Source organism: Actinoplanes sp. M2I2, from assembly GCF_023544445.1.
Taxonomy (GTDB): Bacteria; Actinomycetota; Actinomycetes; order Mycobacteriales; family Micromonosporaceae; genus Actinoplanes.
The window spans coordinates 194,861-219,524 of record NZ_JALPVJ010000009.1 but is presented as its reverse complement, the minus strand read 5'-3'; the positions used below and the strand labels follow the sequence as shown (position 1 = coordinate 219,524).

24 protein-coding genes are annotated in these 24,664 nt (G+C 73.1%); 17 read left to right on the top strand and 7 right to left on the bottom strand.

Annotation, left to right across the window (positions count from 1 at the left end; all coding sequences use genetic code 11):
- Nucleotides 1–19 precede the first annotated feature (19 nt).
- Nucleotides 20–1,135 carry an alanine dehydrogenase gene (gene ald / locus HJC40_RS20160; protein WP_250002762.1) on the bottom strand — a complete coding sequence of 372 codons (1,116 nt, stop codon included), beginning with the start codon at nt 1,133–1,135 and terminating at the stop codon, nt 20–22.
- Between the two features lie 120 nt (nt 1,136–1,255).
- Here ald and HJC40_RS20155 point away from each other — a divergent pair, with 120 nt between their 5' ends.
- The 6 genes from HJC40_RS20155 (at nt 1,256) to HJC40_RS20130 (ending at nt 7,185) form a co-directional block, all read left to right on the top strand.
- Complete coding sequence (locus HJC40_RS20155; RefSeq protein ID WP_250002760.1) at nt 1,256–1,726, top strand: Lrp/AsnC family transcriptional regulator; 471 nt, start codon at nt 1,256–1,258, stop codon at nt 1,724–1,726.
- Between the two features lie 139 nt (nt 1,727–1,865).
- Nucleotides 1,866–3,089 (top strand): GAF domain-containing sensor histidine kinase, encoded by a 1,224-nt coding sequence (locus HJC40_RS20150; protein WP_250002758.1) that lies wholly within the window; start codon nt 1,866–1,868, stop codon nt 3,087–3,089.
- Between the two features lie 19 nt (nt 3,090–3,108).
- The gene (locus tag HJC40_RS20145) at nt 3,109–3,564 is read left to right on the top strand and encodes a helix-turn-helix domain-containing protein (RefSeq protein WP_250002755.1); all 456 of its coding nucleotides are present in this window, start codon (nt 3,109–3,111) and stop codon (nt 3,562–3,564) included.
- Complete coding sequence (locus HJC40_RS20140) at nt 3,561–4,793, top strand: MFS transporter (protein ID WP_250002753.1); 1,233 nt, start codon at nt 3,561–3,563, stop codon at nt 4,791–4,793. Before HJC40_RS20145 ends, HJC40_RS20140 begins: the two co-directional genes overlap by 4 nt.
- 169 nt (nt 4,794–4,962) lie before the next feature.
- Nucleotides 4,963–5,973 (top strand): LacI family DNA-binding transcriptional regulator, encoded by a 1,011-nt coding sequence (locus tag HJC40_RS20135; protein WP_250002752.1) that lies wholly within the window; start codon nt 4,963–4,965, stop codon nt 5,971–5,973.
- Nucleotides 5,974–6,687: 714 nt separating this feature from the next.
- Nucleotides 6,688–7,185, top strand: coding sequence for a hypothetical protein (locus HJC40_RS20130; RefSeq protein ID WP_250002750.1), 498 nt, complete (start codon nt 6,688–6,690; stop codon nt 7,183–7,185).
- 158 nt (nt 7,186–7,343) lie between these two features.
- Here the strand turns inward: HJC40_RS20130 and HJC40_RS20125 are convergent, their stop codons facing one another.
- A complete protein-coding gene (locus HJC40_RS20125; RefSeq protein ID WP_250002748.1) occupies nt 7,344–8,969 on the bottom strand; it encodes a serine/threonine protein kinase in 1,626 nt (541 codons plus the stop codon).
- A 64-nt stretch (nt 8,970–9,033) separates the two neighbouring features.
- Nucleotides 9,034–9,759 (bottom strand): laminin G domain-containing protein, encoded by a 726-nt coding sequence (locus tag HJC40_RS20120; protein ID WP_250002746.1) that lies wholly within the window; start codon nt 9,757–9,759, stop codon nt 9,034–9,036.
- A 179-nt stretch (nt 9,760–9,938) separates the two neighbouring features.
- Here HJC40_RS20120 and HJC40_RS20115 point away from each other — a divergent pair, with 179 nt between their 5' ends.
- Nucleotides 9,939–10,268: an STAS domain-containing protein gene (locus HJC40_RS20115; RefSeq protein ID WP_250002744.1), complete on the top strand. Its 330-nt coding sequence runs from the start codon at nt 9,939–9,941 to the stop codon at nt 10,266–10,268.
- Nucleotides 10,265–10,666, top strand: coding sequence for an ATP-binding protein (locus HJC40_RS20110; protein ID WP_250002742.1), 402 nt, complete (start codon nt 10,265–10,267; stop codon nt 10,664–10,666). The genes HJC40_RS20115 and HJC40_RS20110 overlap by 4 nt, the downstream gene beginning before the upstream one ends.
- 18 nt (nt 10,667–10,684) lie before the next feature.
- Here HJC40_RS20110 and HJC40_RS20105 read toward each other — a convergent pair whose 3' ends face one another.
- Nucleotides 10,685–12,181, bottom strand: coding sequence for a PP2C family protein-serine/threonine phosphatase (locus tag HJC40_RS20105; protein ID WP_250002740.1), 1,497 nt, complete (start codon nt 12,179–12,181; stop codon nt 10,685–10,687).
- Between the two features lie 183 nt (nt 12,182–12,364).
- Here HJC40_RS20105 and HJC40_RS20100 point away from each other — a divergent pair, with 183 nt between their 5' ends.
- Entirely contained in the window at nt 12,365–13,159 is a 795-nt protein-coding gene (locus HJC40_RS20100; RefSeq protein WP_250002738.1) for a hypothetical protein, read from the top strand.
- Nucleotides 13,160–13,253: 94 nt separating this feature from the next.
- Nucleotides 13,254–14,489: an ATP-binding protein gene (locus tag HJC40_RS20095; protein WP_250002736.1), complete on the top strand. Its 1,236-nt coding sequence runs from the start codon at nt 13,254–13,256 to the stop codon at nt 14,487–14,489.
- 13 nt (nt 14,490–14,502) lie between these two features.
- Here HJC40_RS20095 and HJC40_RS20090 read toward each other — a convergent pair whose 3' ends face one another.
- The gene (locus HJC40_RS20090) at nt 14,503–16,467 is read right to left on the bottom strand and encodes a PAS domain S-box protein (RefSeq protein WP_250002734.1); all 1,965 of its coding nucleotides are present in this window, start codon (nt 16,465–16,467) and stop codon (nt 14,503–14,505) included.
- Between the two features lie 61 nt (nt 16,468–16,528).
- Here HJC40_RS20090 and HJC40_RS20085 point away from each other — a divergent pair, with 61 nt between their 5' ends.
- On the top strand, nt 16,529–17,344 hold the full coding sequence (locus HJC40_RS20085) for an SAM-dependent methyltransferase (RefSeq protein WP_250002732.1): 816 nt from the start codon (nt 16,529–16,531) through the stop codon (nt 17,342–17,344).
- Between the two features lie 87 nt (nt 17,345–17,431).
- On the top strand, nt 17,432–17,854 hold the full coding sequence (locus HJC40_RS20080) for a response regulator (RefSeq protein WP_250002730.1): 423 nt from the start codon (nt 17,432–17,434) through the stop codon (nt 17,852–17,854).
- Between the two features lie 20 nt (nt 17,855–17,874).
- Here HJC40_RS20080 and HJC40_RS20075 read toward each other — a convergent pair whose 3' ends face one another.
- Complete coding sequence (locus tag HJC40_RS20075) at nt 17,875–18,312, bottom strand: nitroreductase/quinone reductase family protein (protein ID WP_250002728.1); 438 nt, start codon at nt 18,310–18,312, stop codon at nt 17,875–17,877.
- A gap of 244 nt (nt 18,313–18,556) precedes the next feature.
- Here HJC40_RS20075 and HJC40_RS20070 point away from each other — a divergent pair, with 244 nt between their 5' ends.
- Nucleotides 18,557–19,690, top strand: coding sequence for a response regulator (locus tag HJC40_RS20070; RefSeq protein ID WP_250002727.1), 1,134 nt, complete (start codon nt 18,557–18,559; stop codon nt 19,688–19,690).
- Nucleotides 19,691–19,696: 6 nt separating this feature from the next.
- On the opposite strand, the gene HJC40_RS20065 is transcribed toward HJC40_RS20070, so the two are convergent.
- Entirely contained in the window at nt 19,697–20,077 is a 381-nt protein-coding gene (locus tag HJC40_RS20065) for an Hpt domain-containing protein (protein WP_250002725.1), read from the bottom strand.
- A 112-nt stretch (nt 20,078–20,189) separates the two neighbouring features.
- Here HJC40_RS20065 and HJC40_RS20060 point away from each other — a divergent pair, with 112 nt between their 5' ends.
- From HJC40_RS20060 to HJC40_RS20045, 4 genes are read left to right on the top strand one after another with little or no spacing between them, the layout of a single operon-like run.
- Nucleotides 20,190–22,466 (top strand): EAL domain-containing protein, encoded by a 2,277-nt coding sequence (locus HJC40_RS20060; protein ID WP_250002723.1) that lies wholly within the window; start codon nt 20,190–20,192, stop codon nt 22,464–22,466.
- Between the two features lie 9 nt (nt 22,467–22,475).
- Nucleotides 22,476–23,000, top strand: a complete 525-nt coding sequence (locus tag HJC40_RS20055) for a hypothetical protein (RefSeq protein WP_250002722.1) — start codon at nt 22,476–22,478, stop codon at nt 22,998–23,000.
- A gap of 25 nt (nt 23,001–23,025) precedes the next feature.
- The gene (locus tag HJC40_RS20050; protein ID WP_374272249.1) at nt 23,026–23,889 is read left to right on the top strand and encodes a hypothetical protein; all 864 of its coding nucleotides are present in this window, start codon (nt 23,026–23,028) and stop codon (nt 23,887–23,889) included.
- Entirely contained in the window at nt 23,886–24,656 is a 771-nt protein-coding gene (locus HJC40_RS20045) for a hypothetical protein (protein ID WP_250002719.1), read from the top strand. The genes HJC40_RS20050 and HJC40_RS20045 overlap by 4 nt, the downstream gene beginning before the upstream one ends.
- The last annotated feature ends 8 nt before the right edge of the window (nt 24,657–24,664 follow it).

Genomic DNA, 24,664 nt, shown 5'->3' with positions numbered 1-24,664 from the left:
CACCAGCCGTCGATCCGGCTCAGCCGAGGACTGAGGCGATCGTGACGGACGGCAGACCCAGCGCGGCGCCGACCGGCTCGTTCGTCAGCTTGCCGTCGTGCGCGCTGAGACCCAGTGCGAGGGCCGGATCGGCGGCGAGGGCGTCCCGCCAGCCGAGGTCGGCCAGCTTGAGCGCGTACGGGAGGGTGGCGTTGGTCAGGGCGTAGGTCGACGTGTTGGGCACCGCGCCCGGCATGTTGGCCACGCAGTAGAACACCGACTCGTGGACCTTGTAGACCGGCTCCTCGTGGGTGGTCGGGCGCGAGTCCTCGAAGCAGCCGCCCTGATCGATCGCGATGTCGACCAGCACCGAGCCGGGCTTCATCCGCTTGACCAGCTCGTTGGAGACCAGCGTGGGCGCCTTGGCCCCGGGCACGAGCACCGCGCCGATCACCATGTCGGCCTCGATCACGGACTGCTCGATCGCGTAGGCCGAGGAGACCAGGGTCTTGACCCGGCCGCCGAACTGGGCGTCGATCTGGCGCAGCCGGGCGATGTTCAGGTCGAGCACGGTCACGTCGGCGCCCAGGCCGAGCGCGATCGTCGCCGCGTTCACGCCCGAGACGCCACCGCCGATCACGGTGATCCGGGCCGGGCTGACACCCGGCACGCCACCGGGCAGGACGCCGCGGCCGCCGGAGTTGCGCATCAGGCTGTACGCGCCGACCTGCGGCGCGAGGCGGCCGGCGACCTCGCTCATGGGCGCCAGCAGCGGCAGCGAGCCATCGGCGAGCTGCACCGTCTCGTACGCGATGGCGGTCGTCCCACTGGCCAGCAGCGCCTTGGTGCCGTCGGCGTCGGCCGCGAGATGCAGATAGGTGAAGAGCACCTGTCCGGCGCGCAGGCGGTGGTACTCGGCGGCGATCGGCTCCTTGACCTTGAGCAGGAGGTCGGCGCGCTGCCAGACGGTGTCGGCGTCGGGGGCGATCTCGGCGCCCGCGGCCACGTAGTCCTGGTCGGTGATGGCCGATCCGGCGCCCGCCCCCGCCTCGACGAGCACCTGGTGCCCGCGGCGGACGAACTCGGCGACACCCGCGGGGGTGATCGCGACCCGGTACTCGTGGTTCTTGATCTCTGCAGGCACGCCGATGTGCATGTCCAGCTCCTTCGCCGTTTCCCGGTAGCGTGGAACGATGTGCTGTCGAGTCGCAAGGCAGGCGCATAAGATTCTGGCAGCGTGCCAGACGGCGAAGATTATGCGGAAGAGCGAGAACAAATGACCGACGTACCGAATGATCTTCGAGCTCTGGACCAGATCGACCGGGATCTGCTCGCGCTGCTGGAGGTCGACGGCCGCATGCCGAACAACGCTCTGGCCGAGCGCGTGGGCATCGCCCCGTCGACCTGCCTGACCCGCATCCGGCGGCTGCGCGAGATCGGCGCGATCCGCGGCTTCCACGCCGACGTCGACCCGGCCTGGATCGGCCGCCCCATCCAGGCGATGATCGCGGTCCGCATCCGGTCGGAGTCGCGCGACGCGATCGGCAAGTTCGCCGAGTCGCTGGCCGGCATCCCGGCCGTTCGGGACGTGTACTTCGTCTCCGGTTCGTACGATTTCCTTCTGCACGTGGCGACGGCCGACGTCGAGGATCTGCGTGAGGTGATCACCGAGCGGCTCAGTGGCACCCGCCTGATCGCCGGCACGGAGACCTATCTGATCTTCGAGCACCGGCGCGGCAACCCCTGATCGTCGGGGCATCGGCGCGGGCACCGCGGGGCAACCCGGCGGCACCACCCTGCACCCGGTCCTTCGCTCAGGCGGCGGGGTCGCCGACCGACTCTTCACCGGTGACGGGACGCCCACTCACATGCGAAGGACGCGGGACATGTCGCATTCTCTGGTTCTGGCGGGTGCTGTGGAAAAACAGCGTCTCGCGGCCCTTCGCGACTACGGCGTGCTGGACACCGCGCCCGAGAGCGACTTCGACGACATCGCCGTCCTGGCGGCCCAGCTGTGCCGCACCCCGATCGCCGCGGTGACGCTGGTCGACGGCGAGCGCCAGTGGTTCAAGGCCCGTATCGGCCTGGAGGCCTGCGAGACCGCCCGCGAGGATTCGTTCTGCGCCCAGGCCATGCTCAGCGACGACGTCATGCAGGTGCCCGACGCGCGGCTCGACCCCCGGTTCCGCGCCAACCCGCTGGTCACCGGGGAGCCCGGCATCGTCTTCTACGCGGGCGCCCCGCTGATCACCGCGACCGGCGAGATGCTGGGCAGTCTCTGCGTCATCGACCACGAGCCCCGGCTGCTCACCCCGGCCGAGTGTCAGGGCCTGCGAACCCTGGCCCGGCACGTCATGGCCCAGTTCGAGTTGCGGCAGTACGCCCGCGGGCTGGACGTGGCCAACGAACGGTTGCGCGACGCCGACCGGCTCAAGGACGAGTTCGTCTCGCGGGTCACCCATGAGCTCCGCACCCCGCTGACCTCGATCAACGGCTATCTGGAGATGCTCGCCGACGAGGACGTGGGGCCGGCCGCCGGCGTCGAGTTCCTGGCCCGCATCCGTCGCAACTCCGATCGCCTGATGGCGCTGGTCGACGACATGCTGCTGGCCGCGCAGACCGGCCGGCAGCAGATGCGGCTGACCAAGCGGACACTCAACCTGTCCGACCTGGCCCGCGCCGCGGTGGTGCGCAACGGCGTCCTGGCCGAGAGCCGGGGCCTCGAGATCCTCGCCGACGCGCCCGGGCCGGTGCTGGTCGAGGCCGACGAGGTCCGCCTGATCCAGGTGATCGAGCGCCTGGTGCTCAACGCGGTCAAGTTCACCCCGCGCGGCCGCATCACGGTCGGCGCGTCGGTCCGGGGCGACCAGGCCGAGCTCGTCGTCCGGGACACCGGCGTCGGCATGAGTCCCGAGGACAGTGAGCGGGTGCTGGCCCCGTTCCGCCGGTCGGCCGACGCCGAGCGCGCCGAGGTGCAGGGCGCCGGTCTGGGTCTGAGCATCGCCAAGGCGATCGTCGACGGCCACGGCGGCACGCTGCGCATCGAGAGCGAGCCCGGCCGGGGCGCCGCGGTGATCGTGTCGCTGCCGCGGCTTCCGGAAAATGTATAAGTGCTGTTAGGTTTTCCCGGTGGACCTTCTCGACAGCAACCACTGGAGCGACCTGCACGCGCTGCTGGCCGAGCTCGACCGGGACATCGCCGCGCTCTACACCGAGGCCGGCATCGAGGGGATGCGCACCCGGTTCGTCGGCCCGCTGATCGCCCTGCACCGGTTCGGGCCGATGACGATCCGCGACCTGGCCGCGCGTCGCGGGGTGTCGCACTCGGCGATGAGCCAGACCGCGGCGGCGATGGCTCGCGCCGGGTTCGTCGAGAGCACGGCCGGCGACGACGCCCGGACGCGGCCGATCGATCTCACCGCCCGGTCGCGGGAGATCATGCCGTTCCTCCTCGCCGAGTGGCGAGCCACCGAGACGGCCGTGCGGCAACTCGACGCTGAACTGCCCTACTCGCTCAGCCAGGTGACCGCCGACCTGCGCGCCCTGCTGGCGAGCCGGTCGTTCACCGAGCGCCTGCGCTCGTGAGGGCCCGCGCCCTCCTCGACCTGCGGCCCCTGCGCGAGAACCCGACGTTCCGGCGGCTCTGGCTGGGCACCACCGCCTCCGGGTTCGGTGGCCAGTTCGGCGTGTTCGCCGTCGTCTTCTATGTGTGGGACCGCACCCACAGCGCCGCCGCCGTCGGCCTCGTCGGGCTGCTCACCGGCGTGCCCCTGATCGTCATCGCCCTCGCCGGCAGCGCCTTCACCGACCACGTCGACCGCCGCCGGCTCGCCCTGCGCTGCACCGCCGCCGAGATCGTGCTCAGCGCCGCGATGACCGTCGTCGCCTTCACCGACGCCGGCGGCGTGCCCGCCATGCTGGTGCTCGTGGCCCTGCAGTCGTCGCTGGCCGGGCTCGTCGGCCCGGCCCGGCAGACGTTCGTGCCCGCGCTGCTCACCGGGGAACGGCTGGCCGCCGGCTTGGCCCTCAACCACCTGTCCTTCCAGGTGGCGATGCTGCTCGGCCCGGCCGCCGCGGGGGCGCTCACCGCGTACGCCGGGGTGGGTTGGTGCCTCGCGTTCGACACGCTCACCTTCACGGCCGCGCTGATCGGGCTGGCCGGCCTGCCGTCCGGCGTCCCGCCCGCCGAGGGTGCTCCCGGCTGGCGGTCGGTCCGGGCCGGGCTGGCGTACGCGGTGCGGACCCCACCCGTACGCGGTGCCCTGCTGGCCGACCTGGCGGCCACCTTCCTCGCCATGCCCGTCGCGCTCTTCCCGGTCGTCAACGCCGAGAAGTTCGGAGACCGCCCCGAGGTGCTGGGCCTGTTCACGACGGCCCTGGCGGTCGGTGGCGTGCTGGCGATGATCCTGTCCGGCCTGGCCACCCGGCAGCCCCGCCCGGGTCGCCTGCTGCTGATCTGCGGCGCGATATGGGCGGTCGCGCTCGGCCTGGCCGGGCTGACCGGCACCCTGCTGCTCTTCCTGGCCCTGATCGCCGTGGCCGGCGCCGCCGACACCTGGGCGGTGGTCTCCCGCGGCACCGTCGTCCAGTCCGTGACGCCACCGGGCTACCGGGGCCGCATCTCCGCCCTCGAACACATCGCCGGCGCGGCCGGTCCGCAGATCGGCAACCTGCGCGCCGGCCTGGTCGCCACGGCCACCAGCGGCGGCGTGGCGCTGGCCCTCGGCGGCCTGGCCGCGGTCGCCGCCACCGCCGCGATCGCGGTCTCCACGCCCGCGCTGAGCCGCTTTCGCAACACTCCGACCAGGGATTGACCGGAGCGATCATGTTGTCGCAAGCGCCGGGCAGGTACCTTGTGTCGGGCGCGACCGCCGGTCGCGCTCCCGCCGGCGCGTCGATCAAGCGCGCCGGCATCCGGCGCGACGACCACATCGCGCCTGTGTCGGGCGCGATCACCGAGCGCGCCGGGGGAGGTTTCACGCGATGACGACGGAGCGGAGCCGGGCCAGCGGCCGGCCGACCCTGGAAGAGGTCGCGGTGCGCGCCGGCGTCGGCCGGGGCACCGTGTCCCGGGTGGTGAACGGTTCGCAGCAGGTCAGCCCGCGCGCGCGGCAGGCCGTCGAGGACGCGATCCAGGAGCTGGGCTACGTGCCCAACCGGGCCGCCCGCACGCTGGTCACCCAGCGCACCGACTCGATCGCCCTGGTCATCTTCGAGTCCGGTGAGCGGTTCTTCGCCGAGCCGTTCTTCGGGCGCATCGTGCAGTCGATCTCGTCCGTCCTGGTGGCCCGCAACCTGCAGATGGTCCTGATGATCGCGCAGGCCCCCGAGGAACGCCGCCGGCTCGAGGGCTACCTGACCCGCCAGCACGTCGACGGCGCGCTGCTGCTCTCGCTGCACGGCGACGACCCGCTGCCGTCCGTGCTCGAGGAGCGAGGCGTCGCCACCGTCCGCGCCGGCCGCCCGACGTACGCCGAACGCGGCACCTACGTCGACGCCGACAACCGCGCCGGCGCGCGCGAAGCGGTGTCGTACCTCTGGTCGCGAGGCCGTCGCAAGGTGGCCGCCATCACCGGCCCGCTCGACATGGCCGCCGGCATCGCCCGCCTCGAGGGCTACCGCGACGTGGTCGGCGACGGCCCCGTGGCCTTCGGCGACTTCAGCGAGGAGAGCGGCGCCGCGGCCATGCACCGCCTGCTGGAGCAGTACCCGGACCTGGACGCGGTCTTCGCCGCCTCCGACATGATGGCCGCCGGCGCCCTGCAGGTCCTGCGTCAGTACGGCCGCCGGGTCCCCGACGACGTGGCCGTGATCGGCTTCGACGACTCGGTGATAGCCCGCCACACCGACCCCCCGCTGACCAGCGTCGACCAGCCCATCGCCGAGATGGGCCGGGAAATGGTCCGCCTGCTCCTGGCCAAGATCGACGGCGAGGACATCGGCGACCTCGAGATCGTCCTCCCCACCAGCCTGGTGATCCGCCGCTCGGCCTGACCGCGGGCCGGGCGGCAGTGGCTGGGCTTTGTTGTGGTCGGGGCGGCAACGGCTGGGCTTTGTTGTGGTCGGGGCGGCAACGGCTGGGCTTTGTCGTGGTCCGGGCCGGCAACGACTCGGTCTGAGGGCGGCCGGGGCCTGTTGCTGCGAAGGGGTGGAGTCGCCGAGCGTCCCGCCGTGATGGTGGCCCGGTCACCGGCCACCATCGGCTTGGCCCCTGATTGCGGGTCGGTTGGCCGCGGTTTGGCTTGGTGCCGGCTCGGCAGCGGCTTGGCGCTGGCTCGGCTCGCTCGCCCCGCAGCAGCTCGATGTGGCAGCGGCTCGGTGTGATTGCCCGCCGGCTGCGGCTGTGCGGTCCGACGTCTGTGTCGGGGACCGGCCGGCCCTTCGGGTCGAGCAGGTCATGGCTGCCCGTGTTGCGTCAGGGGCGTATCGAAGCCTGTGGACAAAGCGGCCCGTCGGGTTGACGAAGCGATAGTTTGGCCGGCAACCCCGGGCGGGTGGGCAGGCCAGGAGTCGTCAGGGAGGGCACCCAAGATCGGGTAGCTTCGCGCGGTGGAATCGGTGATGGTGCCGACGTTCGAGCCGTCCGCCGGTCGGGCTGGTAGTGGGGCGCGCGGCCGGAAGTGGCGGCTGGTCGGGGGTGCGGTTCGGCGCTTGTCGGTTGCCTCGTTGTCTCTGGTGGCGTCCTGTGGCGTCGCGTCCTGTGGCGTGGTGACTGAGCGGGAACGGGACTTGGCCGTGAGCGTGCCGGCCGGTGGGGTGTCGGCGGCGGTCTGTTCGGATCCGCTGAACGACGAGGACGGACACTGCGCGCTCGAGCTCAAGGACAGCCACCGGCGCACGAGCGCGCCGGTCGCGGGGCAGGACGAGGCGCTGGACGAGGCCGCCGTGGCGGTGCACCGATGGGTGCATGACGCGGGGTGTGTGGAGCGGACGACCGGCGCTGATGGGCCTTGTGCGGGAGCCGGTGAGCTCTCCGCCACCGAACAGGACGTGGCCGAGGTGCGGCGGTCGCTGGCCGCCGGTGGCTACCGGGAGGCCGTCGTGCGGCTCGGGCGTGACACCGATCCCACGCTGCCGGGGGCGCTGATCTATGCCGTACGGGTCGGGGAGGTCTGCGTTCTCGGCGACGTCACACCGCCTCCGGACGAGCGGTGGCACGAGTGGTACGCGGGCCTGCTGCCGGACGGGCGCTGCCTCGACGCGTAGCCGCGCCGACCGGCGAGGGCCCCGCAGCAAAGGCGCCGCCTGACGACAAGCCCGGGGACACCGCGTGAGGGGAGGCCCGACGGGGTGCCGCATGACGGGAGAACCGGCGGGCGCCGCGTGAAGAGAGCCCGACAAACCGTCGGCGGACGGGCGGCGCGTCAGGTGCCGGCGGCCCGGTTGACGTCGGCCAGGCGGGAGCGCAGCAGGGTGGCCTGGGCGGGGGTCACGCTGCCCTCGCCGGCGCGGTCGTCGATCTTTCGGCGCAGCGCGGCTACCTGGTCGCCGCGCGTGTCGGCGTCGCCGTTGCCGTCGGCCAGGGGGCGCAGCAGGTTGAGCAGGTCGGTGGCTATGTCCGGGCGGAAGTCTCCGTCCCTCACGGCGCTGCGGAAGCGGGTCACGGCATCGTCGAAGCCGAGCGTGGGGGTCGGCTTGCGGGTGGGTGCGGCCGACGCGGTGGTGGGCGGGCTGCTCGCGGGGGCTCGTGAGGGCGTCGGGCCGGCCGACACGACCACCGGGGGCGGCGGTTCGGGGGCGGCCTCCCTGTCCTGCCGGGGCCAGTTGAGGGCCAGCGCCGCGCCACCCACCGCGGCCAGCAGCGCCACCACGGTGCCGCCCAGCATCCTTCGCCTCTTCGGCGGCGGGGTCAGCGCCAGCGTCGCGGCCGGAGCCCGGCCGGTGGCGTAGGGGCGGTCGCCGTCGCGGGGGCGGGGGGCCGGGCTGATCGGGCGGGCGCCGCGCGCGGCGCGGCCGGGTGGGGTGGCGCTGGTCCGGTGGTCGGGGTGGGTTCCCGGGCGGCCGCCGGGCGGCCGTTCGCCGCCGGGGCCGGTCGTCGGGCGGCCCCGGACGGGAGCTGCCGCCGGTCGGGTCTCGACGCGCTGAGCGGCCCGGACCGGTTCGGCGGCGGGGCCGCCGGCGGTGGCGGGCGCCGGGTCGTTGCCGCCGGCGTCTGCGCTTGGCGCCAGGCCGCCGTCGGGGCCGGGATTCAGCCACAGGGCGGTCAGGTCGAAGCGGACCTCGGCGGCGCCGGGGCGCTCGTCCGGGTCGTCGGCGAGGCAGCGGTCCACCAGCGTGCGGAAGGCCTCGGGGAGGTCGTCGGGCAGGACCCGCGGGCCGGTCGCGCGGGCCGCGGCCAGTTCCTCCCAGGTGTCGACCGGGTACGGCGGGTCGCCGGTCACCATCTCGAAGAGCAGCACGCCGAGGCCGTACACGTCGGTCGCCGGTTCGGCCGGCATGCCGTCCAGCCGCTCGGGCGCCACGTAGGCCGGCGTCCCGAACGTCGAGCCGGTGTCGTCGTCGTCCGGCTCGCCGGCGGTGGCGCTGATGCCGAAGTCGAGGATCTTGACGCCGGTGGGGGTGAGCATGACGTTGCCGGGCTTGATGTCGCGGTGCACGACCCCGTTGGCGTGGGCGACGGCCAGCGCGTCGGCCACCGCGGCGCCGATGCGGGCGGCCTCGGGCAGTTCGATCGGCTCGCGTTCCAGCCGGGCCGCCACGCTCTCGCCGGCCAGCAGCTCCATCACCACGAAGGGCGCCACCGTGCCGTCCGGCCGCACCGCCTCGCGGTAGTCGTGCACCGCCGCGATGGTCGGGTGCTGGAGTTTCGCGGCCATGCGGGCCTCACGCCAGACCACCTGGGAGCCCTTGGGCAGTTTGACCGCGACCGGGCGGGCCAGCAGCTCGTCGTCGGCCCGCCAGATCTGGGCCATGCCACCCGTCTCGAGGAGCGTGACCAGCCGGTATCGCGCCGCCAGCAGGATTCCCGCAATCGGCCACTCGTCGCTCACCAGGGAACATTCGCCCGGATCGGGACGGGTGTCAACTCCTGCCACGACCCGGGACGGCCGTGGTTCACCAGTCGGGCTCGGCTCCTTGCCGGTCGGGCTGGGCCACGTCGATGGCGATGTAGTCGATGTCGCCGGCGAAGTAGTCGCAGCCCACGTCCACCTGGTCGCAGTCGGTCTTCCCGCCGATCGCGATGGGCCACGAGTTGGCGATCGGGCCGGTCCAGCCGGGCCGCTCGGCCACGACGCGCCCGTCGATGCTCAGGCTCACCCCGTCGCCGGTTCGCGAGCACCGTACGAGATGCCACTCGCCGTCGTTGATGGGCCGGGGCGCGGTGGCCAGGAGCGAGGTCCGCGAGCCCCGGAACCAGCACTGCACGCGACCGTTCGGGATCTGGAGCTTGAAGCTGCCGCCCCGCACCGTCGCCTGTCCCTTCTGCACGATGTTGCCGAAGTGGTCGCGGGTGCGCAGCCGCATCTCGATCGCGTAGTCGCGTTCGCCGGGGTCGAGCCGGGAGTCGTCGTCAACGAGCACCACGTGACCGGGCCGGGCCGGCGGGGTGTCCGGTTCGAGGCGCTCGAAGCCGTACGCGATACGGTCGCCGGCGCGGAGGCCGACCGCGACGTCCTCGCCGATCCGCCCGTGGAAGCCGTTTCCGCTGACGTCCCGCATGGTTCGCGCGCCGGGGGCCTCGTTCATGGTCCAGTACGCCAGTTCGTAGTCGGGCGAGGCGACGGCCGCGCCTCCCGTGGAGGCCAGCAGGCCCGCCGCCGCGACAGAGACAATCCACAAACGGCTATTCCTCAATGGTTCATCCCCGTTAGCGCCGTATTGCCGTATTTGACGTTTTGATCCTACGCAGACCAGGGTGAATCACACAGGGAAGGCGACCGGATTCGCCCGAGCGCCGGACACCGTTGGGAACCGGCACCATGGATGTCATGATGTGACCCGTCACGCAAGGGGAGTGAATGCCGAACTTTGAGGCGAGTACCCACGAGGGCCCCGGTCACGTGCGGGTGACGCTGGCCGGGGAGTGCGACCTCGCGGTCCGCGACGAGCTGCACGCCGTGCTCGACGCCGCCGTCCAGGCCTCGCCCCTGGTGATCGTCGACCTGACCCGGCTCGACTTCCTCGATTCCAGCGGCCTGCACGGCCTGGTCGTCGCCCATCTCGAGGCGCAGGCCCGGGGCGGCCGGATCACCCTGGCCAACGCCGGCGGCGCCGTGGCCGACGTTCTCGACATCACCGGCGTCGCCGCCCTGCTGGGGTCGGCCGGCGGCGAAGCGGGCCGGGGATGAGCAGCGAGCCGGCCGAGGCGACGGACGCCGAGATCGCCTATGCCGAGCCCGGCGACCTGGCCCGGGTCCGCGAGTTCGTCCGCGTCCGGGCCGTCGAGCTCGGTCTGCCCGAGCACCGCGCCGAGCTGCTCACGCTGGCCGTCAGCGAGCTGGCCACCAACACCTTGCAGCACACCGCGGGCGGCGGCGTCGTGCGCCTGCACGCGGTGGACGGGCGGGTCGTCTGCGACGTGACCGACGGCGGTTCGATCCGTCCGCTGGGCCGACCGATGCCCGCCGCCGACGCCCTGCGGGGCCGCGGCCTGGCGATCGTCGAGCGGATCTGCGACGACGTGCGGGTCGATCCGGCCGGGGACGGCACCCGCGTACGGCTGACTCTCGATCTGGACCAGCCTTAGCGCTCAGCCCACTTGCGGCTACAGCACCTCGACGAGCAGGGTGCACGTGTCGTCGTCGGGGCTCGAGCGATGGAGGCCGGTGGTGAGCGGGAGCATCGCCCCCGGCTCGGCCGACGCCGTGGCCAGCAGGTCGAGCACCCCGGGGAGCAGCGACGGCCCGCCCCGCCGTTCGACCAGCCCGTCGGTGTAGAGCAGCAGCAGGTCGCCCGGGTCGAGCCGGGGCCGGTGGACCTCGTACGCGGAGTTCTCGTCGGCGCCGAGCAGCCGGCCCACCGGAAGCTCCAGCGGGGCCGCCTCGCCCCCGCGGGCCAGCAGCGGAGCGGCGTGCCCGGCCCGGCCCCACACCAGCTCGCGCGACCGGGGGTCGTAGACGCTCAGCACCGCCGTCCCGGTCAGCCCCAGCTGCCCGCAGAGCCGGTTGAGATGCCGGAGCAGCTGATCCGGCTCGTGCACCCCGATCGACAGCCACGCGATGAGCGCAAACCGCAGGTGCGCCATCCCGTTGGCCGCGCCCAGCCCGTGCCCGGCCACGTCGCCGACCGCGAGCATCACCCGGCCGTCGGCCAGCCGTTCGGCGTGGTACCAGTCACCGCCCACCCGGATGGTGTTCTCGGCCGGCCGATAGGTGACCAGCACCCGCAGCCCGGGCAGGGGGAGCGGCTCGCGGGGGACCGGCTGGATCAGGTGCTGCAAGTGCACGGCCAGGCGGTGCTCGGCGATCGCGGTCATCTCGCGGGTGTGCAACTGGTCGCGGAGACGGTCGAGGGCCGTCCGGGAGTCCTCGCGCGCGGTGACGTCCTGCACCACTGCGTTGATCTTCAGGGGGCCGCCGTCCGCGTCGGTGACCAGGTCGGACAGCACCCGCAGGTGTTTCACCGCCGGGCCGATCCGGAAGCGGACGGTCACGTCCGAGGCGGCGCCGCTGTCGAGCGTCTGCCAGGCCGTCTCGCTCACCCGGCGGTCCTCGGCCAGCATGGCGGCAGCCTGCTCGCCCCGGCTCATCGGGCCCAGCTCCGGATCGCGTTCGAAGATCCGGTACATCCCCGGCGACCACGTGACCTCGCCGGTGACGAGGTCGTACTCGGACCAGCCGAGGCTGCCCAGCAGCTCCGTCCGCTGCAGCCGGCGGCGGTCCTCGTCGAGGCGCTGCCACCAGACCAGCAGCCCGCCGAGCACCCGATGGACGGTCACGTCGAAGAGTGAATGTGCGACGACGCCGGCCTTCTTCTCCTCGTACCGGAACTCGCGCAGCTCGGCGGGCTCGCCGGTGGCCACGACCCGCAGGTAGAGCTGCCACAGCGGGCCGTCGACGATGCTCGGGTAGAGCTCGCTGAGGAGCCGGTCGACCCGGCCGGTGCCCCGGTGGTAGATGTCGTGCTCGCGGCCGCCGGCCGCGGCCACCCGAAAGTCCCGTACGGTGCCGTCCGCGCTGGTCACAGGCAGGAGCCAGGAACAGCCGGCAGGGATGACGGACAACACTTCGCGTACGACGCGGGCCACCTCGTCGTCGGCCATGCGCTCAGCCTAGTGGGAGCCGGGCCCACGGCCGATACGTCGCACCGCAGGCTCTCGCCTATCCCCTGCTCAGCTTGGTAGCATCCCGCGGATCACGCCAGCCCCGTGCGAGTGGGCGCGACCCGGGCTCGCAACAACGGAGGTCTACCAGTGTCCGACAACCGCATGAAGGATCGTGTCAAAGTGCTGCTCAATGGGACGTCACCGGACAGCCAGACCTCGGAACACGCTCTCGTCGCCCCCCAGCAGCAGGGTCAGCACGGTCAGCAGCCGGGCCAGGCGCAGGCGGCCCAGCAGGCGCCCGCGCAGGCCGGTCCCGCGCCGGCTCAGCCCGGCAACCAGGCGCTGCAGGTCCTGACCCTCGCGCAGCGCACGGCCGAGGAGCACGTGGCCCGGGCCCACCACCAGGCCGACAAGATCCGTACGGACGCCCTCGCGGCCGCCGAGCAGGTCGCCCGCGACGCTCAGGTGCACGCCCACAACGTGCGCCGCGAGGCCGAGAAGATCCTCTCCGACGCCCGCGCCGCCGCCGAGCAGATCGCCCGCGACTCGCACGCCCGCACCGAGGAGGCGCGCCGCAACGCCGAGAAGATCGTCAACGACGCCCGCGCCCAGGCGAGCACCATCGGTGACGACGCCCAGGCCAACGCCGACCACCTCAACCTGCAGGCCCGGCAGCGCTACGACGACGTGGTCGGCAGCCTCGGCACCAAGCGCGAGGCGCTGCAGCAGCAGATCGAGGCGCTCGAGCAGTTCGACCGTGAGTACCGTGCCCGCCTGACCACGTTCATGCAGGGCCAGCTGCGGGCCCTGTGGGTCGACCAGCCGCAGATGAACGGCGAGATCGACGGCGACACCGGCCTGGCCGAGAAGGCCGGCCCGCGGCACGGCGCCGACGAGGCCGAGGACGCCGTCCCGGCCCAGCGGCACAGCGCGGAGGACAAGGTCGGCAGCGGGGACAAGTCCGCCGAGAAGTGATCCCGGCACGTTCGGTTATGGACGGACGTGCGTCGGGGTTTTACCGTCGGTGATGCGTGGCCCGCCCGGGCCACGCTCCGACGGGAGTCGTCGCATGGGCGAGTTCGTGGGACGCCATGCCGAGCTGCGGGAGCTGCTCGGCTCCGCCCGCCGTCCCGGACTCGTCGTGCACGGCATGCCCGGCATCGGCAAGAGCCGCCTGGTGACCGAGCTGCTGCCCCTGCTCGAGCGGGAACGGCCCGGCGGCCGGACGGTCCGGGTGCCCGGATCGGCCACCGTGGCCGAGGTCATGATCGCTCTGGGTGAGGCCCGCCCGGTGACCGAACCGATCATCCTCGTCGTCGACGACTTCGCGGCCGTGCCCCGGCCGGGCACGGGCGGGCGGGCCGAGCCGGTCGACGCCGGCCTGACCGGGTTTCTCACCGCCTGGGTCCGCGAAGCCGGGCCCCGCCGGCTGGTGATGACCAGCCGCTATCCCGTCACGCTGCCCGGCGACGCCCATCGCGGCCTGGCCGAGCTGCATCTCGGCCCGCTGACCGGCGCCGACGCTCGCTTGCTGATGAAGTCGCTGCCGTCGCTGTCCGGGCTGGGCGCCGACGAGCAGGCGCGGGCCTGGGCGTTCTGCGGCGGCAACCCCCGCGCGCTGGAAGACCTCGACACGCTGCTCGGTCACGGCGGCGAGGAGTTCGCCGGCTTGGCCGAGCGGCTCGAACGCGTCCTGGCCGACAACGGCGTGGTCGACCCGGCCCGCTGGGTCCCGAGCCTGCAGGCCGGTCGGGACGAGGCGGCGGCCGGTCGCGCGCTCGCCGAGGCGATCACCACGATCGTGGACGACATCCTGGTGGGCGAGCTGCTGTCGGTGCGCCAGACGGCCTATCGGGACGCCGACACGGCCGACCGGGGGCTGGCCGTCGACGAGCAGCTCGGCCGGCGGGCCGGACTCGCGGGCTGGCAACGGCTCGGCCTGCCCGGCGGGGCCGACGACCCGGCCGCGATCGAGCACCACCTGCGGCAGGCCCTGGCCGTCGACGCCGAGCGGGGCAACCGGGCCGCCATGGCGTCCGGCCTGCACCGGCTGGGCGTGGTCTGCGCGCTGACCGGCCGGCTGCCCGCGGCGGTCACGCTGCACTGCCGGGCACTGGCCACCGAGCTCGCGCTGAGCACCCCGGAGGCGCCGATCGAGCTGGCCGACCTGAGCCGGTTGCGGGCGGCGCTGGGCGACGCGCCGTTCCGCCGGGCGGCGGCCGAGGTGCTGCCCGCGGAATCGCTGAACGGCCTGGTCCGGATGCTCGACAACTTCGTCGTGGCCACCGAGAGCCGGCTGAACTGAGCGCGGACCGGTCTCAGGCCGAGCCTTCCATCACCTTCTGCAGGGCGGACAGCAGCTGGTTCTTGCTGAACGGCTTCTCCACCAGGGTGACGCCGGGCGCGAGGGTGCCCTGGGAGGCGAGGACCGGCCGGGCGTAGCCGGACATGAAGAGCACCTTGGTGCCGGGATAGAGCTCGGCGAAGCGCTCGGCCAGGTCGCGGCCCAGCATGTGGGGCATGACGACGTCGGTGAGCAGCACGTCGATCGGTCCGTCGTGCCCCTCGGCCAGCTCGAGCGCGGCCGGGCCGTCGGCGGCGACGAGCACCTGGTGACCGGCGGCGTGCAGGATCCGGGTCAGCACGCCGCGCAGGGCCGGCTCGTCCTCGACGGCCAGGATCGTGCCCGGGCGGGTGATGCGGGGCGCGGGGCCGGTCTCGTCCTCGATCGGGGCCGGGGCGGCGTCGGTGGTCGGCAGCAGGATCGTGAAGGTCGTGCCCATGCCCTGTTCGGAGTAGATGTGCAGGTCGCCACCGGCCGCGGTGACGATCCCGTACACGGTGGCCAGGCCCAGCCCGGTGCCCTGCCCGGCCGGCTTGGTCGTGTAGAACGGCTCGAACGCCCGCTCGATCACCTCGGGCGGCATGCCGGTGCCGGTGTCGCTGACCCGCAGCCGCACGTAGCGGCCGGTGCGCAGGTGCGGGCGGCCGGCCGCGTAGTCCGGGTCCACCTCGATCTCCTGGGTCTCGATGCTCAGCTGGCCGCCGCGCGGCATCGCGTCCCGCGCGTTCACGGCGAGGTTGACCAGCACCTGATCGATCTGGCCGGGGTCGGCGGTCACCGACGGCAGGCCCTCGTTCAGGCGGACCGAGAGGGTGATGTGCTCGCCGATCGAGCGGCGCAGCATCTGCTCGATGTCGGTGATGACGTCGTTGAGGTCGAGCGGCCGCGGGCGCACCACCTCGCGGCGGGCGAAGGCGAGCAACTGGTGGGTCAGGTCGGCGCCGCGCTGGGCGGCCTTGGTGATCTGGGCGGCGTCCCCGGCGATCTCGGCCAGCCCGGCCTCGGCGGCGGACTCCTCGATGAAGGTCGCGTAGTTGGCGATCACCGCGATGAGGTTGTTGAAGTCGTGCGCCACCCCGCCGGCCAGTTGCCCCAGCCCCTCCAGCCGCTGGGTGCGCTGCAGCTGCGCCTCGACCCGGGCCCGCTCGGCCTCGGCCTGCAACTGCCGCACGCGGTCCTGGGCGCGGACCCGCTCGGTGACGTCCCTGATCACCGCGCAGCGCAGCCGCCCCTCCTCGGTGGGCAACGGGCTCATCGACACCTCGACCGGCACGGTGCTGCCGTCCAGGCGGACGGCCGTCGCGGGCTCGGCGGCCGGGTCGGGCGTCTCGCCCAGCGGCGCGTCGAGCAATTCGCCGATCGGGCGGCCGAGCAGGCCGTCGCGGGTCTCGCCGAACAGCTGCTCGGCCTGGACGTTGGCCAGCACGACCCGGTCGTCGTCGCCGATCCCCACGAAGGCGTCCGGCGCCGCCTCGAGCAGGGCCTGCAGGCTCGACTCGAGCCGTTCCCGGTGGCCGACGGCGCGGGCGATCACGGTGAACCCGAGCAGGTCGTCGCCGTCGAGCAGCGGCGACATGGTGAGCGTGACCAGCACCCAGTGGCCGTCACGGTGGTGGCGCTGGGTCCGGAAGCGTTCCAGCCGGGCGCCGGCGGCCAGCAGGGTCAGCATCTCGCGCTGGTCGTCACGGCGGTCGGGCGGCACGAGCAGGTCGGCCTCGCGCCCGATGATCTCGGCCGCGGTCCAGCCGAGCAGCTTCTCGGCGGCCGGGTTCCACGAGCGCACGGTGAAGTCCGGGCCGACCGTCCAAATCGCGTCGTGAGCCGACCGCAGCATCGCCCCGACCAGATCAGCGCCGACGGGGACAGCGTCGACCAGGGCAGCGTCGGCCATCGCCGCATCGGCCGGCGCGCTTGCGATCGATCCGTGCGTATCGCCCATAACCGGACCACCTTATCGATTACGGCGGACCGGGCGGGCTGATTTGCCTACGCTCGTGGCCATGAACGTGCTGGGGGAGCAGGCGGCCACGCTGCCCGAGGTGGATCCGCAGCGGCCCAGCGTGGCCCGGATCTACAACTACCTGCTGGGCGGCCGGCACAACTTCGCGGTCGACCGGCAGGCCGCGGTGGCCGCCCGGGGCGCGATGCCCGACCTCCCGGCGATCGTCCGGCTCAACCGGCAGTTCCTGGGCGAAGTGGTGCGCCGGGCCACCGAGGCGGGCATCGACCAGTTCCTCGACCTGGGCTGCGGCATCCCGGCGGCCGGCAACACGTACGACGTCGCCCGCCGGCTCGATCCGGCCAGCCGGGTGGTCGGCGTCGACCTCGAGCCGGTCGCCTTCGTGCACGCCCGGCGGCAGCTCGCGGACGATCCGGCGGCCGACGCCCTGTACGCCGATCTGCTGGACGCCGATCAGGTGCTCGCCTCCCCGCCCGTACGGGATCTGATCGATCGGGACCGGCCGGTGTGCATCCTGCTGGTGTCGGTCGCGCACTTCGTCCCCGACACCGAGCGGCTGACCACGGCCCTCGCCGCCTATCGCGCGGCCGTGCCGACCGGCAGTCTGCTCGCGCTCACGCACGCCTGCCGGAAGGGCCCGTCGCCGCAAGTCGAGCAGGTCCGGCGTGTCTACAACAACACCACCGCTCCGCTGGTCGCCCGGGACGCCGGCGAGACGACGGCGCTCTTCGGTGACTGGGACCTGCGCGCGCCGGGTGTGCGGACGTTCGGGGACGGGTGTCCGACACCGGGCCGGCAGAGCGAGAGCGAGAGCGCCGAGCAGGCGTTCCTGGTCGGGCTCGCGGTCAAGCCATAACCGGAAACCGGCACATCCCGGACTTCTCGGGCGCATGCTGGAAGGTGACGTTGCTGGAGTGCTGTGGCCCCGACCAGCGGAGCGAAGATGCCGGTAGTACTCATCGCCGAGGACGACGAAGACATCGCCCTGATCCTGAGCCGGTTGCTCAAGCGGTCCGGCTACACGGTGCTGCACGCGCCCGACGGTCAGCGCGCGTTCGACCTGGCGATCGCCCACCGGCCCGACCTGGTGCTCACCGACCTCGGCATGCCGGTGATGGACGGCCTCGAGCTCACCCGGTCGATCCGCGAGCACGCGGAGCTGCGCGACACCCCGATCGTCATGCTCAGCGGGCATCTGCACCCCGGGGACGGCGCGCCGGTGCGGGCCGGGGTCTGCGTGGTGCTGCTCAAGCCCTGCCCCAACGACAAGCTCCGGGAGGTCGTCAACGACCTGGTCGAGCTGGGCGCGCACGGGCATTCCGGGGCCGACTCCGCTTGCCCGGCGCGATGGCCGGTGTCGGTCTGACGGGGGTCCGCATCCCGGGCTCAAAGAGAATCGTCGAACAGGACCTCCACGAGGGGGCTGCCGGCCATCCAGTCCTCGACGGAGGTCTTGCGGCCGATGCGGGCCGGGTCGTGCGGCTGGTTGAGGTCGGCGACGAAGTGCGTGAAGGCGCGACGGCGTTCCTGCTCGTCGGTGACGATCCGGGCGGTGGCCGGCAGGTCGGCCTGAACGCCGTTCTTGAGGTGGAAGGTCAGACGCGGTGTGGCGGCCAGATTGGCCAGCCAGCCGCGGCGTCCCGGGAGGCCGCTGAGATAGATGCGGTCCTCGAAGCGGTAGAACCAGATCTCGATCCGGCGCAGCCGGCCGGTGCGCGCCCCGGTCGTCGTGATGTCGGCCGTCCGGTCCCGGGCGCTCGAGGCCGGGCTGATGGCCAGGGCCCGGCGGATGAGCTCCCGGTCGCCGGCAGTGGCGTTTCCCATGGTGATCCCTTCGATGTGACCTGTTCCGTCAGACCCTACCCCAAAAATAAACTAACTGGTTTGTATCAGCCGGTGACCTGGACCGCACGGGCCCCATCCGCCTCAGCGGGCACCCGCAGGCGGCACGACGGTGCGCATCCGGTTGCCGATCGGTGCCGGGGCGCGAAACGCTCAGCCGTCGTCGCCGAACGTCCGATCAAGCGAGCACAGGGACGACACTTTGACGGTTTCGCGGGGGACAAGAATGACCGGACGGCCGACCGTGCTGCTCGTGGACGACGAGAGCACCATCCTCGAGACGCTCTCGCTCCAGCTGCGCCGTGACCACAAGGTGCTCGTCGCCGAGAGCGGCGCCGACGCGCTGCGCCTCCTGGGCGAATTCGGCCCGGTGGCCGCGGTGATCAGCGACCTGCGCATGCCCGGGATGGACGGCGTCGAGCTGCTGCGCCGCGTACAGCTCGAATACCCGGACACGACGCGCGTGCTGCACACCGCGCAGAGCGATCTCACCTCGGCCATCGCCGCGATCAACGACGGCGGCGTCTACCGCTACCTGGCCAAGCCCGTGGGCACCGACGAACTGCGCGACACCGTGCGCGAGGCGGTGGAGCTGCACGGCCGGTCGACCGCCGACCGCCAGCTGCTCGACAAGACGCTCAAGGCCAGCCTCCAGGCGCTGTTCGGCTGTCTCGAGCTGGCCAGCCCGGCCGCGTTCGCCCGGGCCGGCCGGATCCGCACCCTGGTGTCCGAGCTCTGCCACGAGATGCAGCTCGACGCGCTGTGGGAGATCGAGGTGGCCGCCATGGCGTCCCAGCTCGGCGCGGTCACCCTGCCGCCGGCCGTGCTGGCCAAGCTCGACAAGGGGCTGCCCTGCACCGAGGACGAGCAGGCCATGGTCGACGCCCTGCCCGGCGTCGCGGTCCAGCTGCTCAAGAACATCCCGATGCTCACCGACGTCATCGAGATCGTCCGTGGCCTGAGCCTGAACCCGCCGCCGCACCCGAGCCCGCTGGTCGAGACCGCGATCGACGTCGTGCGCACCGCGACGGACTTCGAGACGCTGGAGAGCCGCGGGCTCGAGCGGGAGAGCGCGATCACCGTGCTCGAGTGCCGTGACCACGGCGCCCTGCACGTGCTGGCCGCGTTGCGCAAGGTCACGGGCTGCATCCAGGTCAAGGACAAGGTCCGCGGGCTGCGGGTGGTCGACCTCGAGGTGGGCATGCGCGTCGCCGAGGACATCGTGGCCACCAACGGCCTCGTGCTGATCGGCCGGGGCATGGTCGTCACCGAGCTGCTGCTCGACCGGCTCAACAACTACGCCCGGATGATCGAGATCATCGAGCCGGTGCTGGCCGTCCCGGGCGCCCGCCGCTTCTGAACGTCGTCAGGGCCCGGCCGGGGCGTCGCCCGCGAACCGTTCGAGGATGGGCACGACCAGGGCCTGCTCGGCGGCTATCCGGCCCAGCGTGAGGTCGGGATCGGGCACGTCGCCGACCCGGGCCGCCCGCTCGACCTCGGCGAAGACGGCGGCCAGGCTGTCGGCCCCGATGTTCGACGCCGATCCCTTCAGCGCGTGGGCTTGTTCGCGCAGCGTGGCGGTGTCGCCGCCGCGCAGCAGCTCGCCCAGCCGGTCGACGCCGCCCGGTGTCTTCTCCAGGTACGACCGGATCAGCCGGCCGATCAGGGCCTGCTCGCCCGGTCCCGGCTCGGGGCCGGCGATGTCGGCCAGACGGCTCCGGACCTCGTCCTCCCGGCTGCTCTCCATGCTCTCCATCCTGCTTGCCGGGGTCCGTTCCGGTGGCCGTTTCGACTGTGATCTGCGAAGGGAACCGGTGAAGAGTCCTACGGTGCCGTCCGGCGATGCCGAATCAGGCGGGGTGAACACAGACCAGCGCGCGCCGCTCCGGTATGTCGTGGCCGCCGCCACGGTCCTGCTGCTCGGCACGCTGTGGTTCCTCACCCGTCCGGGGCCGGACGCCGTCGCCTATCTGTTCATGCCGCTCGGCGGGGTGGCCGCGATCTCGTCGATCGCCGCGCTGCTGCGCCGGGCCCGGCTCGAACCGGCGGGCCGGCGGTTCTGGCAGCTGCTCCTCGTCGGGATGGCCGGGCTCACCACCGGGTACGGGTGGCTGGCGGTCACCGCCTTCGCGATCTCCCCGGAACTGCCGTACATGTCGTATGGCACCGCCGTGCCCGCGGGCGTGGGGCTGCTGGCCGCGATGTGGGCGGTCGTCCGGGTGCCGCTCGGCGTCTCGGGCGCCGCGGCCCGTCGCAGACAGCTCGTCGACCGGGCGATCGCCTTCGTCGGCGGCGGGAGCCTGATCTGGATCTTCGGACTCGTACCCATGGCCACCGCCACCGACCGCTGGACCACCCAGGCGCTCGTGCTGACCGGCCTGACCTTCCTGATCGGCCTCGGGGCGGTCGTCAAGGTCTCGTACATCGCCGGTGGCCCGGTCGACCGGCGGGCGCTGCGGCTGATCGCCGCGTCGGCGCTGGTCGCGGGGGGCATCGCGGTGCTGTCGCAGTACGGCGACGAGGGTGCGCTGCTGGCCCAGGCGATCGTCATGCCGGCCGCCTTCCTGCTGACCACGGGGGCCGTGCACCAGCAGAGGAACTCGGCCGGGTCCCGCGCGCGCCAAGCCAACCAGTGGCTGCCCTATCTGGCCATGATCGCCATCGACGCCTCGCTGCTCGGCGTGCTCCGCGGCGGCCTGTCCGGGCCCGACCGCGTGGTCGTGCTCGCCGTGGTCGTGCTGACCGCGCTGATCGCCGTACGCCAGCTCACCGCCACCCGGGAGAACACCCGCCTGCTCGACGAGAAGCGCGCCACCGAGGAGCGGCTGCGCCACGACGGCGCCCACGACGGGCTCACCGGCCTGGCCAACCGCGGCCTGTTCCGCGAGCGGGTCGCCGCGGCGCTCGGGAAAGGCGGGGCGACCGTGCTCCTGGTCGATCTCGACGACTTCAAGACGGTCAACGACTCGCTCGGCCACGACGTCGGTGACGAGCTGCTGGTCGCCGTGGCCGACGCGCTGCGGACGACGGCCGGCCCCTGCGCACTGCCCGCCCGGCTCGGCGGCGACGAGTTCGCCGTGCTGCTGACCGGCCCCGACGTGGTCGGCGAGGCCGTGGCCGACCGCCTGCTCAGGACCCTGACCGAGCCGATCGGCGTGCACCGCCTGCTCACGCACGCCAGCGTCGGCATCGCCACGGCGACGCCCGGCATCGAGGTCGACGACCTGCTGCGGCACGCCGACCTGGCCATGTACGCCGCCAAGCAGCGCGGCAAGGGCAACCGGGTGCGCTACCACGACGGCATGGAGGAGCCGGTCCTGGCCCACGCCCGGATCGGCGGCGACCTGCGCCGGGCCGTCGACGCGGGCGAGTTCCACCTGCAGTACCAGCCCGTCATGGCGCTCGACGGGGGTCAGGTGATCGGCGTCGAGGCGCTCGTCCGCTGGCAGCACCCGACCCGCGGCCTGGTCCCGCCGGGCGAGTTCATCCCGGCCGCCGAGGCCACCGGTCTCATCGTGCCGCTCGGCCGCTTCGTGCTGCGCGAGGCGTGCCGGCAGGCCGCGGCCTGGCTCGAGGAGTTCGGCCCGGACTCCCTGCAGAAGACCGGGGTCAACGTCTCGATGCGTCAGCTGCACGACCCGGATTTCACCGACGAGGTGCGCACCGTGCTGGCCGAGACCGGACTGCCGGCCGACCGTCTGGTGCTCGAGCTGACCGAGTCGGCCGTGCTGCGCGGCAAGCAGGTCTCGCGCACGCTGTACGAGCTGCACGAGATGGGCGTACGGCTGGCCCTCGACGACTTCGGCACCGGGGAGTCCTCGCTGAGCCTGCTGCGCGCGTTCCCGGTCTCGATCGTCAAGCTCGACAAGTCGTTCGTGGACGGCATCGAGTGGGACGAGCCCGGCACCCCGGCCGCCGAGGCGCGGCAGGCGGTGGCCCGCGCGGTCGTCCAGCTCGCCGGCGCGCTCGGCCTGGACGCCGTGGCCGAGGGCATCGAGTGCCAGGAACAGGCCGACCGGCTGCAGGCGCTCGGCTACCACCTCGGCCAGGGGTATCACCTGGCCCGGCCGCTGACCCGCGAGCGCATGACCGAGATGCTGGCCCGGCGCTCCGAACCCGCCGTGGCCGGGGCTTAGGGTTTGACGATGGACACATCGGACGACGGCACGCGGACGGCGCGGTCCCTGGCCGACCGGCTGGAGGCGCTGCACTTCGCCGAGCTGAGCAACGACCAGGCGACCGCCCGCGTCATCGACACGATCGCCGAGTGGGGCGAGAGCCGGGGCTGGCGGGTCTACCGGCGCGCGCCGAGCGTCTTCCCGTTGCCGCCGCCGTTGCGCGGCACCTCGGTGCTCGACGTCGCCTGCGCCCGCCCCGACGGCCCGCCGATCGCGATCGAGGTGGACCGCCTGGATCGGCCGCGCACGGTCGACAAGCTGCTCGCCGAGGCCGCGGCCGGGCGGGTCGCGATCTGGGTGCGCTGGGGCGCGGGGCCGTTCACGCCGCCGCCGTTGCCGGTGCACATGGTGACCCGGGCCGCCGCCCGGACGGCCGGTGCCTGGCACACCGTCGCCGATCGGCCACCGCCGGCGCACTCGTCCGCACCGATCGAGAACGCCGTAGCCGAGGAACTGCCGTGGGGCGGCTCGGAACGAGGACGGCCCGAATGACAGTCCGAACGAGGGGAGTGCGCCAGTGAGCGAGTCGCCGCAGAGGCGGGCGTGGCGCGTGACCGAGCCGCTCCACGCCATGATCTATTTCGCTCCGGAGGCCACCGAGCGCTACGCCGAGCTGGGGGTCGGGCCGCAGGACGGCTACTTCGCCTCCCGCGGGGCCGTGTTCGGCGAGTGCGGGCCGGGCGTCGTGATCGCCACCTTCTACAACTTCAACCCGGCCCTGGTCGCCCACGCGTTGCCCGCGGCCTGGGAGCGCACGACGCCGGACGCGATCTCCGAGGCCCGGCTGGCCGCGGCCGGCGCGGCGCTGACCCGGGGGCTCGGCGCCGCGACGCTCGCCTCGCCCGAGGTGGCCGAGGCGGCCGCGCTGGCCCGCCGGGCGGCCGAGGCGGCGACCGCCTGGCCCCAGGGCCGCCCGCTGTTCGCCGCGCACGCCGAGCTGCCCTGGCCCGACGAGCCGCACCTGGTGCTGTGGCACGCGCAGACGCTGCTGCGCGAGTTCCGCGGCGACGGGCACGTGGCGGCGCTGGTGACCGCCGGCGTCGGCGGGATCGAGGCGCTGCTGCTGCACGTCGCCTCGGGGGAGGCGGACGAACGCTTCCTGCGGGTCAGCCGGGGCTGGCGGCGCGAGAGCTGGGCCGAGGCGGCCGACGGGCTCCGGGGCCGCGGCCTGCTCGACGCCGAGGGGGCGCTCACCGACGCCGGCCGGGAGCTGCGCGCCGGCCTCGAGGCGATGACCGACCGGCTCGCCGAGCCGGCCTACGACGCGATCGGGGCGGACGCCTGCGTCCGCCTCGCCGAGCTCACCCGTCCGCTGAGCCGCACCCTGGTCAAGGCCGGGATGCTGCAGCCGCGGCTGCCCGACCGAGGAGGACGATCGTGAAGCACGCGGGACACCCTGCGTCGTGGTGGGCCCAGTTCCTCGACGCGACCGAGCGGTTCGACGTCGCGTCGGTGACCGAGGGGCTGAGCGACGAGATCATGCCCAAGATCAGCTCGCGGCTGCTCCGGCGGGAGGCCGAGCTGGCCGCCGACGTGATGGTGCGTCACCTGCACAAGCCCTCGAGCAGCGAGCTCAGCGAGCGGGCCGGGCGGGCGGTCGACCGGCTGGAGGCGACCGTGCAGCGGCTGAGCGAGCGCGCGGCCGACGAGGAAGGGCTCGTCGAGGCGTACGCGCTCCTGCATGTCCTGCGGGGCCGCTATCCCGAGGCGGCCGCCGAGGCCGAGAAGTTCGTCGGCACGATGCCGTTGCTCAAGGTCTTCGTCGAGGGCATGCGCCTCGAGCGGTTCGACATGAGTCTGGCCATGCGCCTGGTCGGCGCGGGCCAGACCCCCGCCGCGGCCGTGCGGTCGGGGCTGGTGGTCGGCAAGTACGGCTGGTGGCCCGACTGGCTGCTCGGCGTCGTCACCGAGCGGGCCCTCGCGGGCACGCTCGACGCCGCCACGATCAAGGCCCTGGATCAGTGTGCCTACGCCGATCTCAGCCCTTGGCAGGCCAAGATCGCGCGCCGGTTGCTCGGCGGCGACGAGGAGCTGATCGAGGCGACCGCGCAGCGACTCGAGAGCCTGGGCGCGATCGGGGCGGCCGGCAAGCTGCGCGACGGTGACCTCACCGCGGTGGCGCTGGCCGCACGGATGGTCCCGATCTGACGGGACCA

Excerpts from the sequence above, each read along its gene's own strand:
- HJC40_RS20075 (WP_250002728.1), bottom strand. The coding sequence starts at position 18,312 with ATGGGAAACGCCACTGCCGGCGACCGGGAGCTCATCCGCCGGGCCCTG.
- HJC40_RS20065 (WP_250002725.1), bottom strand. The coding sequence starts at position 20,077 with ATGGAGAGCAGCCGGGAGGACGAGGTCCGGAGCCGTCTGGCCGACATC.
- HJC40_RS20055 (WP_250002722.1), top strand. The coding sequence starts at position 22,476 with ATGGACACATCGGACGACGGCACGCGGACGGCGCGGTCCCTGGCCGAC.
- HJC40_RS20110 (WP_250002742.1), top strand. The coding sequence starts at position 10,265 with ATGAGCAGCGAGCCGGCCGAGGCGACGGACGCCGAGATCGCCTATGCC.
- HJC40_RS20080 (WP_250002730.1), top strand. The coding sequence starts at position 17,432 with ATGCCGGTAGTACTCATCGCCGAGGACGACGAAGACATCGCCCTGATC.
- HJC40_RS20115 (WP_250002744.1), top strand. The coding sequence starts at position 9,939 with ATGCCGAACTTTGAGGCGAGTACCCACGAGGGCCCCGGTCACGTGCGG.
- HJC40_RS20090 (WP_250002734.1), bottom strand. The coding sequence starts at position 16,467 with ATGGGCGATACGCACGGATCGATCGCAAGCGCGCCGGCCGATGCGGCG.
- ald (WP_250002762.1), bottom strand. The coding sequence starts at position 1,135 with ATGCACATCGGCGTGCCTGCAGAGATCAAGAACCACGAGTACCGGGTC.
- HJC40_RS20150 (WP_250002758.1), top strand. The coding sequence starts at position 1,866 with ATGTCGCATTCTCTGGTTCTGGCGGGTGCTGTGGAAAAACAGCGTCTC.
- HJC40_RS20095 (WP_250002736.1), top strand. The coding sequence starts at position 13,254 with ATGGGCGAGTTCGTGGGACGCCATGCCGAGCTGCGGGAGCTGCTCGGC.
- HJC40_RS20105 (WP_250002740.1), bottom strand. The coding sequence starts at position 12,181 with ATGGCCGACGACGAGGTGGCCCGCGTCGTACGCGAAGTGTTGTCCGTC.
- HJC40_RS20155 (WP_250002760.1), top strand. The coding sequence starts at position 1,256 with ATGACCGACGTACCGAATGATCTTCGAGCTCTGGACCAGATCGACCGG.
- HJC40_RS20085 (WP_250002732.1), top strand. The coding sequence starts at position 16,529 with ATGAACGTGCTGGGGGAGCAGGCGGCCACGCTGCCCGAGGTGGATCCG.
- HJC40_RS20070 (WP_250002727.1), top strand. The coding sequence starts at position 18,557 with ATGACCGGACGGCCGACCGTGCTGCTCGTGGACGACGAGAGCACCATC.
- HJC40_RS20135 (WP_250002752.1), top strand. The coding sequence starts at position 4,963 with ATGACGACGGAGCGGAGCCGGGCCAGCGGCCGGCCGACCCTGGAAGAG.